11 protein-coding genes, 2 pseudogenes and 1 riboswitch are annotated in these 13,765 nt (G+C 71.5%); of the genes and pseudogenes, 4 read left to right on the top strand and 9 right to left on the bottom strand.

Translation table 11 applies throughout. The features are described 5' to 3' along the window. Positions 1–35: 35 nt before the first annotated feature. The 3 genes from JNW91_RS02140 to JNW91_RS02130 all read left to right on the top strand — a co-directional run bounded on the left by JNW91_RS02140 (position 36) and on the right by JNW91_RS02130 (position 5,096). Positions 36–1,262 carry an MFS transporter gene (locus JNW91_RS02140; protein ID WP_203173264.1) on the top strand — a complete coding sequence of 409 codons (1,227 nt, stop codon included), beginning with the start codon at positions 36–38 and terminating at the stop codon, positions 1,260–1,262. Between the two features lie 75 nt (positions 1,263–1,337). Beyond that, positions 1,338–1,553, top strand: a riboswitch (cobalamin riboswitch). 190 nt (positions 1,554–1,743) lie between these two features. Continuing rightward, entirely contained in the window at positions 1,744–4,062 is a 2,319-nt protein-coding gene (locus JNW91_RS02135) for a ribonucleoside-diphosphate reductase subunit alpha (protein ID WP_238424223.1), read from the top strand. A 38-nt stretch (positions 4,063–4,100) separates the two neighbouring features. Then, the gene (locus tag JNW91_RS02130; RefSeq protein ID WP_203173308.1) at positions 4,101–5,096 is read left to right on the top strand and encodes a ribonucleotide-diphosphate reductase subunit beta; all 996 of its coding nucleotides are present in this window, start codon (positions 4,101–4,103) and stop codon (positions 5,094–5,096) included. A gap of 108 nt (positions 5,097–5,204) precedes the next feature. On the opposite strand, the gene JNW91_RS02125 is transcribed toward JNW91_RS02130, so the two are convergent. Then, positions 5,205–5,480 (bottom strand): GntR family transcriptional regulator, encoded by a 276-nt coding sequence (locus tag JNW91_RS02125; RefSeq protein WP_407664235.1) that lies wholly within the window; start codon positions 5,478–5,480, stop codon positions 5,205–5,207. A gap of 673 nt (positions 5,481–6,153) precedes the next feature. Between JNW91_RS02125 and JNW91_RS02120 the strand changes: the two genes are divergently transcribed. Further along, positions 6,154–6,750 (top strand): hypothetical protein, encoded by a 597-nt coding sequence (locus JNW91_RS02120; protein ID WP_203173262.1) that lies wholly within the window; start codon positions 6,154–6,156, stop codon positions 6,748–6,750. Between the two features lie 43 nt (positions 6,751–6,793). Here the strand turns inward: JNW91_RS02120 and JNW91_RS02115 are convergent, their stop codons facing one another. From JNW91_RS02115 to JNW91_RS02080, 8 genes and pseudogenes are all read right to left on the bottom strand, one after another. Then, on the bottom strand, positions 6,794–8,710 hold the full coding sequence (locus JNW91_RS02115) for a glycerophosphodiester phosphodiesterase (RefSeq protein WP_203173261.1): 1,917 nt from the start codon (positions 8,708–8,710) through the stop codon (positions 6,794–6,796). Between the two features lie 82 nt (positions 8,711–8,792). Next, the gene (locus JNW91_RS02110) at positions 8,793–9,083 is read right to left on the bottom strand and encodes a cellulose binding domain-containing protein (RefSeq protein ID WP_255544933.1); all 291 of its coding nucleotides are present in this window, start codon (positions 9,081–9,083) and stop codon (positions 8,793–8,795) included. A gap of 515 nt (positions 9,084–9,598) precedes the next feature. Continuing rightward, positions 9,599–9,906: pseudogene (locus tag JNW91_RS02105) on the bottom strand (DUF742 domain-containing protein). A gap of 49 nt (positions 9,907–9,955) precedes the next feature. Further along, on the bottom strand, positions 9,956–10,405 hold the full coding sequence (locus tag JNW91_RS02100; protein ID WP_203173259.1) for a roadblock/LC7 domain-containing protein: 450 nt from the start codon (positions 10,403–10,405) through the stop codon (positions 9,956–9,958). Continuing rightward, positions 10,402–11,175 carry an ATP-binding protein gene (locus JNW91_RS02095; protein WP_203173258.1) on the bottom strand — a complete coding sequence of 258 codons (774 nt, stop codon included), beginning with the start codon at positions 11,173–11,175 and terminating at the stop codon, positions 10,402–10,404. Before JNW91_RS02095 ends, JNW91_RS02100 begins: the two co-directional genes overlap by 4 nt. A 121-nt stretch (positions 11,176–11,296) precedes the next feature. Next, the gene (locus JNW91_RS02090) at positions 11,297–12,343 is read right to left on the bottom strand and encodes a nitrate- and nitrite sensing domain-containing protein (RefSeq protein ID WP_203173257.1); all 1,047 of its coding nucleotides are present in this window, start codon (positions 12,341–12,343) and stop codon (positions 11,297–11,299) included. Continuing rightward, positions 12,340–13,203: a helix-turn-helix transcriptional regulator gene (locus JNW91_RS02085; RefSeq protein ID WP_203173256.1), complete on the bottom strand. Its 864-nt coding sequence runs from the start codon at positions 13,201–13,203 to the stop codon at positions 12,340–12,342. The genes JNW91_RS02090 and JNW91_RS02085 overlap by 4 nt, the downstream gene beginning before the upstream one ends. Before the next feature lie 142 nt (positions 13,204–13,345). Then, positions 13,346–13,765 (bottom strand): annotated as a pseudogene (locus tag JNW91_RS02080) (hypothetical protein); the annotation flags it as partial.

Raw genomic sequence — 13,765 nt, 5'->3', positions numbered from 1 at the left:
ACCCTATTACGCAACGCTGTTGCTAAATTCTTTCGGTGGATGGACTGAGCAGAAATCGACGTCTCGCGGCGGTGGCCGCCCTGGCCCTGGGCGGTGTGGCGGTCGGCCTGACCGAGTTCGTGGCGATGGGCCTGCTACCCGACATCGCGCGGGGACTGCTCCCGCAGCAGTACGCCCAGTCGCCGTCCGACGCGGTGGCCCGGGCCGGCTGGATGATCACCGCGTACGCGCTCGGGGTGGTCGTGGGCGCTCCCCTGATCGCCGCGCTGAGCGCGCGCCTGCCCCGCAAGAAGCTGGTGCTCGGGCTGCTCGTCCTCTTCGCCGTCGGCACCGTCGCGTCGGCGACCGCACCGACCTTCGACCTGGTGCTGGTCGCCCGGTTCGTCGCGGCGCTGCCGCACGGCGCGTACTTCGGGGCGGCCGGTCTGCTCGCGGCGACCCTGCTGGGTCCCGGCAACGAGGCCCGTGGCTTCGCCGCCGTGCTCAGCGGACTGACCGTGAGCAACGTGGTCGGCGTACCCCTGATCACCCGGCTCGGGCAGGCGGCCGGCTGGCGTACCGCGTACCTGGTCATCGCCGGGGTTTTCCTGCTCACCCTGCTGGCGGTGCTGGCGGTCGTCCCGGAGGTCGCCGCGGCGGTGGAGGGCTCGCCGGCCGCCGAGTTGCGGGCCCTGCGGACCCGGCAGGTGTGGCTTGTCGCGGCCACCGGAGCGGTCGGGTTCGCCGGCTTCTTCGCGGTCGACACCTACATCGCGCCGGTCACCACCGACGTCACCGGCCTCTCCGCCGCGACGGTGCCGTGGGCGCTTGTCGCCGTGGGTCTCGGCATGACCGTCGGCAACGGCCTGGGCGGTTGGCTCGCCGACCGGGATCTGCGCCGCAGCATGATCGTCGGCTTCGTCGCGATGATCGTGAGCATCGCCGTGTTCGGTCTCGTCGCGTCGAACCGCGTCGGCCTGTTCGTGGGGGCGTTCCTGGTCGGCGCGACGAGTCTCTACCTCGGGCCGGTCCTGCAGGCGCGCCTCATCACGGTCGCCCCGGGCGCCCAACTGATGGGCGCGGCCGTGAACCAGTCGGCGATGAACATCGCGAACAGTCTCGGCGCCGCCCTGGGTAGCGTCGCCATCGCCACCGGGTTCGGCTACCTCGCGCCAGCCTGGGTCGGTGTGCTCCTGGCAGTTCTCGGGTTGGGCCTGGCCGGTGTCAGCTTCACCGTCGAGCGCCGCACGCGCACCCCCGAGCCGGTCGCCGTCGGCAGCTGAACGTCGGCCGTGACGGCCGTCACCGACACGCCCGACACCGAGATGTGGGGTGTGACAACCACGGCGTCCCTATATATGGTGTCGAGCGCAGCTGGTTCGCCGCTCATCCGGAGCGGCCGAGGCAAGAGGGAACCCGGTGGGAATCCGGGACTGTCCCGCAGCGGTGAGTGGGAACGACCGCCGTCATCAGCACTGGGCCGCCAAACGGTCTGGGAAGCGACGGCCAGTAGGAGACCGGGGCAACCGGTCGTGCCCGCGAGTCCGAAGACCTGCCAGCGCGCCGTACACCCACACCGGGTGGACGGCGGTCCGAGGCCGCGTGGGACGGCCGACGCCACCTGACCCGCGTCGTGCCGGCGTGGCGTCCGCCGGTGTCTGTCTCCTCGTGTCCGGACCACAGGTCTCGAACTCCGAGGAGCGAGTGGTGACAGTCACCGAGGTAGTCCCGGCCGCCACCGACACGGCCCCCCGCCGAACCCAGATGCGGGTCCGCAAACGCGACGGCGCCACCGAACCGGTGGACGTCAACAAAATCGTCCGGGCGGTCGAGCGGTGGTCCGACGACCTGACCGACGTGGACCCGATGCGGGTCGCCACCCGCACGATCAGCGGCCTCTACGACGGCGCGACCACGGCCGAGCTGGACCGGCTGTCCATCCAGACCGCCGCCGAGATGATTGGCGAGGAGCCGCAGTACTCGCGCCTGGCCGCCCGCCTGCTGGCCGTCCACGTCGACAAGGAGGTCCGCCGACAGCGCGTCACCTCGTTCAGCGCGGCGATCCGGATCGGCCACGCCGAGGGGCTGATCGGCGACGACACCGCCGCGTTCGTCGCCGCGCACGCCACGACGCTCGACGAATCCGTCGACCCGCGCGGCGACCGGCGCTTCGAGTACTTCGGGCTGCGCACGGTGTACGACCGGTACCTGCTGCGCCACCCGAGCACCCGGCTGGTGCTGGAGACCCCGCAGTACTGGCTGCTGCGGGTCGCCTGCGGCCTGTCCGCCACACCCGACCAGGCGATCGGCTTCTACCGGCTGATGTCCAGCCTGGCCTACCTGCCCAGCTCGCCGACGCTGTTCAACTCCGGCACCCGGCACACCCAGATGTCCTCCTGCTACCTGGTCGACTCGCCGCGCGACGAGTTGGACTCGATCTACCAGCGGTACGCCCAGGTCGCGAACCTGTCCAAGTTCGCCGGCGGCATCGGCATCGCGTACTCCCGGGTCCGGTCCCGTGGCGCCCTGATCCGCGGCACGAACGGGCAGTCCAACGGGATCGTGCCGTGGCTGCGGACGCTCGACGCGAGCGTCGCCGCGGTCAACCAGGGCGGCCGGCGCAAGGGCGCGGCGTGCGTCTACCTGGAGCCGTGGCACCCGGACATCGAGGAGTTCCTGCAACTGCGGGACAACACCGGCGAGGACGCCCGGCGTACCCACAACCTCAACCTGGCCAACTGGATCCCGGACGAGTTCATGCGCCGGGTCGAGGCCGACGAGGTGTGGTCGCTGTTCGACCCGCACGAGGTGCCGGAACTGCCCGACCTGTGGGGAGAGCGGTTCGACGCCGCGTACCGGGCCGCCGAGGCGCAGGGCCGCTACGTGCGGCAGGTGCCGGCCCGGGAGCTGTACGGGAAGATGATGCGCACCCTCGCCCAGACCGGCAACGGGTGGATGACCTTCAAGGATGCCGCCAACCGGCTGTGCAACCAGACCGCCGAGCCGGGCAACGTGGTGCACCTGTCCAACCTGTGCACCGAGATCATCGAGGTGTCCAGCGACGCCGAGACCGCCGTGTGCAACCTCGGCTCGGTGAACCTCGCCGCCCACCTCACCGACGGCGATCTCGACTGGGAGCGGCTGCGCGCCACGGTCCGCACCGCCGTGACGTTCCTCGACCGGGTCATCGACATCAACTACTACCCGACCCCGCAGGCGGCGGCGAGCAACCCCCGCTGGCGGCCCGTCGGGCTCGGGCTGATGGGTTTGCAGGACGTGTTCTTCGCGCTGCGGCTGCCGTTCGACTCGCCGCGAGCGCGGGAGCTGTCCACCCGGGTCAGCGAGGAGCTGTACCTGACCGCGCTGGAGACCTCCGCCGACCTGGCACGCCGCTTCGGCGCGCACCCGGCGTACGGGCAGACCCGCGCCGCGCGCGGGCAGTTGCAGCCCGACCTGTGGGGCGTCGAGGGTACGCAGACCGCGCGTTGGGCCGCGCTGCGCCAGCGGGTCGAGGCGTACGGGCTGCGCAACTCGCTGCTGGTGGCGGTCGCCCCGACCGCGACCATCGCGTCGATCGCCGGCTGCTACGAGTGCGTCGAACCGCAGGTGTCCAATCTGTTCAAGCGCGAGACCCTGTCCGGGGAGTTCCTCCAGGTCAACACCGCCCTGGTCGGTGAGCTGAAGGCCCGCGGCCTGTGGACCGACCGGGTCCGCTCGGCGATCAGGCGCGCCGAGGGCTCGGTGCAGGACATCGCCGAGCTGCCGGCCGGCGTGCGGGAGGTGTTCCGCACCGCCTGGGAGTTGCCGCAGCGGGCGCTGATCGACCTCGCCGCCGCCCGCGCGCCGTTCATCGACCAGTCCCAGTCGCTGAACCTGTTCCTCGCCTCGCCCACCATCGGCAAGCTCTCCTCGATGTACCTGTACGCCTGGAAGGCCGGCCTGAAGACCACGTACTACCTGCGATCCCGCCCCGCGACCCGGATCCAGCAGGCGACGGTGGCCGTCGTCGCGCCGCCCACGGCCGACGCCGAGGCGCTGGCCTGCTCGCTGGAGAACCCCGAGTCGTGCGAGGCCTGCCAGTGACCGCCGCCGACGCCACCTCCGACACCAGGACCACGCACATGCTGCTCGACCCCGGGATGGACCTCACCCTGCGCCCGATGCGCTACCCGCACTTCTTCGACCGGTTCCGCGATGCCATCCGCAACACCTGGACCGTCGAGGAGGTCGACCTGCACGCCGACCTCGCCGACCTGGACAAGCTCTCACCGGCCGAGCGGCACCTCGTCAGCCGCCTGGTGGCGTTCTTCGCCACCGGCGACACCATCGTCGCCAACAACCTCGTGCTCAACCTCTACCAGCACGTCAACAGCCCCGAGGGTCGCCTCTACCTGTCCCGGCAGCTGTTCGAGGAGGCGGTGCACGTCCAGTTCTACCTCAACCTGCTCGACACGTACGTGCCCGACGAGACCGAGCGGTTCGCCGCCTTCGCGGCCATCGAAAACATCCCCTCCATCCGCCGCAAGGCCGAGTTCTGCTTCCGTTGGATCGACTCCCTGCACGATCTGCGCGAGCTGCGGACCCGTGAGGACCGGCGGACGTTCCTGCTCAACCTGATCTGCTTCGCCGCCTGCATCGAGGGGTTGTTCTTCTACGGCGCGTTCGCCTACGTCTACTTCCTGCGCTCCCGGGGCCTGCTGCACGGTCTGGCGTCGGGCACCAACTGGGTGTTCCGCGACGAGTCCATGCACATGGCCTTCGCGTTCGACGTCGTCGACACCGTCCGCGCCGAGGAACCCGACCTGTTCGACGACGACCTCGCCGACCAGGTCCGCGAGATGCTCACCGAGGCCGTCGAGTGCGAGGTCCAGTTCGCCGAGGACCTGGTGGGCCAGGGCGTGCCCGGCCTGACGCTGACCGACATGCGGGAGTACCTCCAGCACGTCGCCGACCGGCGTCTCGCCCAGCTCGGCATCGCCGCGCACTACGGGTCGGCCAACCCGTTCGCCTTCATGGAGTTGCAGGACGTGCAGGAGCTGTCGAACTTCTTCGAGCGGCGGGTGTCGGCGTACCAGGTCGGGGTCACCGGCACGGTCGCCTTCGACGACGACTTCTAGAGCCGCAACTCCTTGATCATTTGATGCTGAGCAGTTGTCGACGAGCCGATTCGACTCTTCAGCATCAAGTGATCAAGGAGGCGGCGCAGGAACACGGGCGCAGCGGGTTCAGCTCTCGACTTCCGCGACGTACACACCTTTGCCCGGATGGCCCTCGACCAACTCGCGGTCCTTGAGGATCGTCATAACCCGGTTGATGGTGGAGATGTGAACTCCGTACTGCTCGGCCAGCTCACGGGTCGACGGTAGCTTCTCACCCGGCGCGAGCTCTCCGGACTTGATTCTTCCTGCGATCTCGTTGGCGATGCGCCGGTAGTCCACTCGCTCGGTCGGCATGAGTCGATCTCCGTAGGTTCCCTGGTTTCGGCACTCCGATTCGATCACGAGCCGACCTGTTCCAACAAGTTTCACAATGCTGCCTTGACCTACTCCTACAAGTTGGAATAGGTTTTTCCCGGGTCGGGTTCCCTGGTTTCGGCAAACTCCCGGGTTCTCGGCCGTTCACCCACCTGGGGAGCGCGACGCATGGGCTCGGCGCCCCCCAGGTGGGGTCTACGTCGTGATTGCGGGAAGGGCGCCGCCGTGCCGATCGATGAACCGGTAAGTAGGGCAGATGAGCTGTTCGCCGCGATGAGGACTCTTGATGCTCACTGGACTCGGGCTCTCGACCGGCCATGGCGAGTGGGCGGATGCCTGGAGTGCGAGGGTCGGAACAACTGTCGTCAGCTTGACTGGTCGTTGTGTGTCGTCGCGGATGTCGCATCGATCATGTTGCAGAAGTGAGCAGTCCCCGATCCATCCACCACGCGAACTGCGACTTCCCCTGACCCCGTTGGGCCGCTCTGCTCGCGCCTCGATCAAGTGATGAGAAGTCCGAGAAGCCTTTGGCACCTACTTCTCATCACCTGATCAAGGAGACGCGTGTGTCCGTCGTCACCGGAGCTCCTGGGGAGGGGACTCGGGGTTGCTCGGTGGAAGACCTGACAACGGGATCAGGGGACAGACCCGGGCAGCGCCCGGAGGTCTGCTAGGCGTCGGCGGCCAGATGATGGCGAGCATGAAACACGCTGCGCTCTATGTGGTCGCCGGGCCGGTCGGCATCGTGGCCTACGGACTCGTACGGCTGTGGGGGAGATCCGACGACGTGTACGGCCCCGGGCTCGACTGGCAGGCCGCGCACCTGGCCGGCCTCGCGGGCATGGTGTTCTTCGTGCCGGCCGTCCTCGCGCTGTCCCGTCTGCTGCCCCGCAGCGGGTGGCGCACCGGGGTGGTGGCGCTGACGCTGGTCGGGCTCGGCGCGTCGATGGTGCAGTTCGGCGCGGACATCGTGGAGGGGCTGCTGGCCGCCGACCGGGCGGAGATGTCGGCGCTCGGCCGGGACTTCAAGGACATCCCCGGCGTCGAGGTGGCCTTCTACGACGTCGTACCCCAGTTGTTCTTCCTCGGGTTGCTCGTCCTCACCGGGATGCTCGCCGCGAAACGTCAGCTGCCGTGGTGGAGCGTCCCGCTGCTGCTCGCCGGCATCGTGCTGCCGGTGGTAACCCTCGACCTGCTCCCGGTCGGTGGCCTGCTCATGCTGGCGGCGTTCGCGCCGGTGCTGCCGACTCTGCGACGTGAGGCGGCGCACGAAAAACCGTCCATGGCCGTCCGCTGAGGACAGACGGGTGGCCCCGCGGAGAGCGGGGCCACCCGTCGGACTACTTCAGCGCGAGAGTCCGCGCGTCGGCGGCGATGACGCTGGCGACCTCCGCCGGGACCAGCTTGCCGGCCTGCCGGTCGGCGTAGGTGGCCAGCTCGGCGTACTGTGCGTGGGCCAGCCGGGTGGCCATCATGGTGATCGCGCCCGGGTCGGCCCCCGAGGTGAGGATCAGGTAGCCGAGACCGGCCTGGGTGACCGTCACCGTGAACGTGCTGGTCGCGGTCGCGGTGCCGTCGGGGCCGGTGGCCTCGGCGCGGATCGTGTGCTTGCCGGCGATCAACGTGGCCAGGTCGAGCCTGCGCCCGGAGGCCGAGGTCCTGCCGTCGAGCGTGACGGTGACGGTCTCCGCGTCGGTGGCGGCGACCGCGATCACCGGGGACTGCGCCCGGTCGAGCCGCGCCCCGTTGGCCGGCGAGGTGATCTCCACGGTCGGTTCGGCGGACGCCCGCTGCATGAGGGCGGAATTCCACCCGACCAGCTCGGACGCCCGGTTGGTGATGACCCCGTCGGTGCCGATCCGCTCCAACCGCTGCCACAGGCCGGCGGAGTCCATCGTCCAGGCCATGACCGCGACGCCGGCGGCGTGCAGCGGGGCGACGACCTCCGGCTTGGCCAGCAGCGCGTTGCCGTCCGGGTTGTACGCGGTCAGGTGCAGCTCCCTCGCGATGGCCACCGGGTCGGCGTCGAGGCTGCTGCGCAGCAGGCCCAACGGCAGCTCCGGGGCGAGCTCGAAGGTGTACCTGAGGGCGTCGACCTCGAAGCTCTGGACGAAGACCCGGCCCATCATCTGCTCGTCGCGGATCACCTGGATGATCGTGGCGACCTCGTCCCTGGTGTGCTTGCCCTTGATCTCCAGCAGCAGGTTGCCGCCCCGGGTGCGCAGGTCGGCGAGCTGCTCGGCCAGAGTGGGCACCCGCTCACCGACGTAGTGCGGGCCGAACCAGGAACCGGCGTCGAGCGTTTTGATCTGCGCGGCGGTCAGGTCGCGGATGTTGCCCGTCCCGTCGGTGGTCCGATCGACGGTGCCGTCGTGCAGGATGAACGGGATGCCGTCCCTGCTCGGCTGGACGTCGTTCTCGATCCAGTCGGCGCCGCCACGACGGGCGATCTCCTGCGCGACGAGCGTGTTCTCCGGCGCGACGGCGGACGCGCCACGGTGCGCGATCACGGTGAGCGGGCTGCCCTCGGGGCGGATGTAGCCGTTCGCCGGCAGCTCGGTGACGACGACGTCGTCGTACGAGACGGTGGAGCCGTTGACGAACAGCGCCTGAACGCCGTTCGCGGAGCGCTGGAGGCTACTGGTGCGCATCACCTCCCGGCCGTCGAAGATCCAGCGGGCCTGGTTGCCGTGCACCTCGACCGCGACGCGGACGTCCCGACCCGTCCCGGCGGCGTACGGGGCGGAGGCGGTGTTGGTCACGACCCAGGCGTTGGCCGTGGTGCGCTGGGCGAACTCGAGACCGTTGGCGGCGGTGGTGCCGCTGCGCATGGTGGCGATCCACCACGGGGTGGCGCCGTCGGCGGGCACGTCGATGCCGAGCGAGGCCCAGCGGGTGGCGGCGGACACCGTCTCGAAGCGCATCGTCGCCTCGAGTCGGAAGTCGTTCAGGTGCCGACCAAAAGTGATCTTGTTGTTCTCTCCCGAGCCGGCCGAGGTCCCGTGGAGCCGGCCGTTCTCGACCTTCCAGGTTCCGTCCACGGCGCGCCAGCCAGCGGGAAGCGACCCGGCCGAGAAGTTCTCCGACACGACGACGGTGCCCGGTCCGGCGGTGGCCGGCGACGAGGTCCCGACGGCGACCGCGACGGTGCCACCGATGACGGCGAACGCGGCGAGGGCGGCGGCAACCCGGGTACGCGGAGCGACGGACCTCGTCCAGGCGCGGCCGAGAGACGATGAGGCGGGTAGGACAGTCATGGCCGGAACCGTACGAAGTGTGTCCGAACTCATCCTCAAGCGATCATGGCCGCCGCCGGAACGCCAGGTGGAGAAACCGCGCTCAGTCCGGCATGCCGGTGCAGGTCGTCCCGTCGATGGTGCACGCCGTGGGGGCGGCGCCGACCGGCGCGCCGTTCACCCGGAACGTCACCCGCACCGACGCGCCACCGGGCACCTGCCCGGCGCTGCCGTCCGGCACGAACGTCCACACGGCACCGTCCTGGACGGCCCGCGCGCCCTCGACCTGACTGACCCGCAGCGACTCCCGGGGCAGGGTGACGGCCAGCGTCCACTGCGGCACCGGCACCTGGCCGGGGTTGGTGATCGTCACACTGGCGCCGTAGCTGAGCAGGGCGGCGTCCGCGATGGCGAACTCGGCGCCCAGGGCGGCCGGGGCCGGTTGACGTCGTCGACGCCGACGGGGAGGGCCCGGTGGTGGACGGGGCCGCGGTCGGGGGCGGGGTGGGAGCGCCCGACGACACCGAGGGCGGGCTGGTGGCCGCCGGAATGGCGTGTGCCCGGGGAGTACCGGCCGACGGTGTCCCGGACTGGTCGACCGAGGGTGGCGGATTGAGGGTCACCGGCGCCAGCTTCTCCGGCGTACGCAGCACCACGACGACGGAGACCGTCGTCGCGACCAGCACCCCGAGCGCCGAGACCAGCGCGACCCAGGTGGCCCGGGAGACGTCGCCCCGACCGGTGAGCAACCGCCGTGTGGCCGCGGCGACGGCCACGACCCGGTCCAGCAGAATGATCGCCACGGTACGACGTGGCTGCGGCGGTGTTGCCGGCACTGCCTTTCTCCCCCTCAGATCGTCACCGGACGCGCGGCTGCGGTCCGTCCGGTCGCCGCTGACAGCCGACCGCTCACAGGGCGCGGAGCCCGACGAGTATCGACTCGAGCAGCTCCGCGGACGGCAGCTCCGACAGCGTCGGCGGTTCGTGCGTCTCGATCAGGCCGGCCGCGAGCAGGTCACCGAGGAGCACCCGGACGGTCCCCAACGGCAGGTCCAGTTCGGCGCCCACCTCGGCGACCGACACTGATGGTGACACAACTCGACGATCCTCGCCTGTTCGGGGAAGAGCGGCGTCCGCGATGTGGCCGCCCGCCGGGCGACGACAAGCGAGATCAGATCGAACTGGCCGCGCTCGGGGGCGGTGCGCCCGCCGGTCATCGTGTACGGCCGGGCCACCGGGCCCGCGTCGTCGTCGTACCACGCCTCGTCAGCGGAGTCGTTGGTGAACACCAGCGTCCCCGTTCCGTACCGAGGAGGCCGGTTCCAGGCTGACCGGCAGGTGCCGTTCGGCCTGCCCGACGAAGAGCGCCACCTCGTACGCCATGTCGCCGACCTGTGCGTCGTCGCCGGCGATCCGTACGGTGAGGATGGTTCCGTTGCGGATGGTGGCGACGAACAGGAACGCCCGCGACATCTGCACCACGATCTGACGCAGCCCGCCCGCGTCGCAGGTGCGGGTGGCGGCCAGTCCCAACGCCAGCAGGCCGGCGACCACGCCGGAGATCTGCTCGGCCAGCTTCGCACCCACATGGCGGGAACCGCCGAGCGGCAGACCGTCCGGGGAGAGCACCACGGCGAACTCCGCGCCGTGTACCCGGTCGACCAGCCGGTCCAGGGCGCCGGTCAGGCTGTCTCCGCTGACCACTGCGTGCGTCATCGATGTCTCCTTGTTGCTCTCGCGACCGGCAACTCGACGGTGTCGGGGCCGGCGCTGCCGTGGTTGGGCCCCATCGGCCCGGGTTGACGGATCCGCATCGGCAGGTGGCCGCTCTGGTCGGCCGCGTCGGCCCCGTCCCGGTCGGGCGGGTACCCGATGCCGGCGAGCGACGTGACCGGCCCCTCGCCGGCGCCGGTCGTCCTGATCAGCCGGGCCGGAAGGAAAACCACCGCCGCCGTACCGCCGCGCTGGCTGCGACGGAGCGAGACGTGCGCGCCGCAGCGGGCGGCCAGCACCGCGACCGTGTACAGGCCCGCCGCGCCGGCGGGTGGGTTGCCCGGCGGAGGGTTGCCGAGCAGGTGGTTCGCGTCGGCCAGTGCGCTCGCGTCGAGGCCCGTGCCGTCGTCGACGACCAGGACGGCGCAGCCCTGCGGCCACTGCTCGCCGGCGACACGGACGGTGGTGTCCGCCGGTGAGTGGGAGAGGGCGTTCTCGACCAGCTCGGCCAGCAGGTGGACGACGTCGGTGACGGCGGGGCCGGCGAGGGACCACGGCCAGTGTGGCGCGATCAGGACCCGGTGGTAGTCGGCCACCTCGGCGACCGCGCCGCGCGCGACGTCGAGCAGCGGCACAGGTCGCCGCCAGCGGCGGGCCGGCGTCGCGCCACCCAGGGTGATGACCGTCTCCACGTTGCGGCGGACCCGCGTGGTGAGGTGGTCGAGCTGGAACAGCTCGTCGGTCTCCTCGGCGGACCGTTCCCGCCGCTGCATACCGTCCAACAGATTGAGCTGGTCACGCAGCAGGACCTGGTTGCGTCGGGTCAGTCGCAGCAGCAGTTCCCGGGCGGCGTCACCGTCGGAGGTCCGCGCCTCGGGGACGGGGGGCGGCGCGTCAGCGGTCGGCGGCGGCGCCTGGGGCGGCGCCGACGGGTCGGCGGGGGAGTGGGCCAGCCCCTCGGGTCAGCCGCCGGAGCAGGCCGGCCCAGCTCAGCAGGACCGCGAGCACCGCGATGAGCCCGAGGCCCAGCACGGCGCCGGTGCGGACCACGAGCCCGGCGGCACCCGGCGTGGCCCGCTGCACGCTGTCCCGCGCCGCGGCCGTCACCAGCTCGTGCAGGGCGCCGAGGACGCCGTCGACCGCCTTCCGCCAACCCTCCTGGGTGATCCCGCCCACGGTGTTGGCGGTGTCCGTACGCGACAGCGCGTCCTCCAGGGCGAGCAGGTCCGTGAAGGGGGGGCCCGCGGCGAGCCGCTGCCGCTCGCCCGGCAGAGCCGCGACCGCCTCGCCGCGCGCGTAGCGCTGGTTGCTCACCAGCGTGGTCAGTCGACGCCGCTCGGCGAGATCGAACCGGGCGCCGGCGAGCGCGGCGCTGACCAGGGTGTCCTCCCGGGCGAGCAGTTCGCGGGCGCGCGCCAGCGCGATCACCGTGCGGGTGTCGGCGGCCAGGTCACTCTCGTAGGCGCCCCACTCCGGGCCGTACACGGCGAAGGCGACGTCGACGAGCTGGTCGTACCCGTCGACAACCCGGGCGCGGTCGAGCTGCCCGGCGTCCACCTGGGAACGGATGGTGCCCAGCCCGTTCAGCCGCCGGACCAACTCGTCGGCCCGGTCCCGGACGGCGTCGGCGGTGAGCAGCCGAAGGTCGTGGCCCTCGGTGAAGACCCGAACCTCGGCCGCCGCGCGGTCGGTCCCCTCGCGTGCCCCCACCAGCGCGGTATCCGCCGACCCGGCCCCGGCGATCGTCTCGACGGTCAGCCGGCGCTCGGTCTGCAAGCCCAGGACCAGCCGGTCGATGGGCTGGCCGAGCGTCTCCGCCAGGGCGCGTACCCGCAGCAGGTCGGCCGTGTCCTGACCGGTCAGATAGGCCGCGTACGACCAGAGCGTGATCAGCACGGCCGCCAACGCGACGAGTCTGGCCCGGATTCCTGGTTGGGTCATCGGGCCGACCGCCGCGGCCACGGCTGCCCGGCCGTGTTGCTGGCCCGGTCGGCGACGACGGTACGCAGCAGCGCGAGCAGCTCCGCGCGGTTGGCGCAGTTGAGTCGGTTGCGCATCCGGGCGACGTGGTGCTCGACGGTCTTCGCCGAGATGAAGAGCCGATCGCCGATTTCCCGGTAGGTCAGCCCCGCCAGCACCAGTTCGGCCACCTCGTACTCGCGGTCGCTGAGCCCCGGCTGGGCGGGGCCGGCGATGGCGTCGGTGACCTGCGCGGTGCCCTCGCCGGCCGTCGGCCGGTGCCCGCCGTCGACGCCGGCCGGGCGGCCCTGCAACGCTCGCGCGCATTCCAGCAGCGTGGTCATGGCCCTGCGGTCCGCGGTACGGATCGCGGCCTGCCCGGCGAGTCGGGCGCCGTCCCACCACAGGCCGGTGTCGTGCAGCCCTCGGGCGGCGGCCTCCACCCGCACCGGGTCGACCGCGCCCCGCAGCACCTCCACCCAGCTCTCGGCGGCCGCCGCGACCACTGCCGCGTACCGGCTGTGACCGGCGGCGGCGAGCAGGGCGGCGACCCGGTCTTCGGCGACGGCCGGCTCGTCGGTCAGGATCGCGGCGTGCAGTCCGCTCCAGTGCAGCGGGACACTCCACAGTGGTGGGTCGCCCAGCCGGTTGAGCAGGGAACGGCCCTCCCGCAGGTACGGCTCCAGGCGGGCCAGATCACCCAGGCGGGCGCCCGCGATGGCGAGTTCACCCAGCGGCAGCAGCGTGAACAGGTCCACCGGGTGCCGCACCACCGCCTCCAACGCCTGCCCCCAGCCACTCTTGAGCGATCCGAGGTCGCTGTTGCGCCGGGCGATACCCATGCGCAACGCGGCGGCGAAGAGCAGATCGCGGGACTCCAGCGGCCGCCCGTCGGCGTGGTGGCCGCGAGGCGGTCGGCGGCGGCGGCCGTCTGACCACGGACCATCAGGATCCAGGCCTGCAACAGTCGGTGCCGGCGGGTCATCAGCGGGCCGCGACCCCGGCCGCCAGGGCCCGGTGCAGCACCCGCTCGGCGATCTCCAACTCACCGCAGTGCACCGCGGTCAGGGCCGCCAGCGCCGCCGGGCTGTCCGGCAGCAGCGCCGCCCGGCCGTCCGGCTCCAACAGGGCGGCGGCCTGCACCAGCGCGGAGAGAGCGGCGGTCGGTGGGCCGGTGACGCTCTCGCGTACCCCGTCGGCCATCAACCGGGCCGCGCTCGCCCGCAACGTGGGCGGCTCGCCGGCCGGGTCGTCTCCCGGCGCCTCGTCGACGGCGCTCAGATCGCCGCCGGCCAGCCCGCCGACGGTGGCGAACGCGACCGACGAGGCGCTGCCCGACCACCGGTACAGCTCCACGCTGCGACCGACGTGCCCACGGTGCGCCAGTGCGGTCGCGGCGACCAC

It is taken from the genome of Micromonospora parastrephiae (assembly GCF_016802865.1).
GTDB lineage: Bacteria > Actinomycetota > Actinomycetes > Mycobacteriales > Micromonosporaceae > Micromonospora > Micromonospora parastrephiae.
Note: the sequence above shows the minus strand (reverse complement) of the source record. Positions and strands in the feature narration are given on the sequence as shown.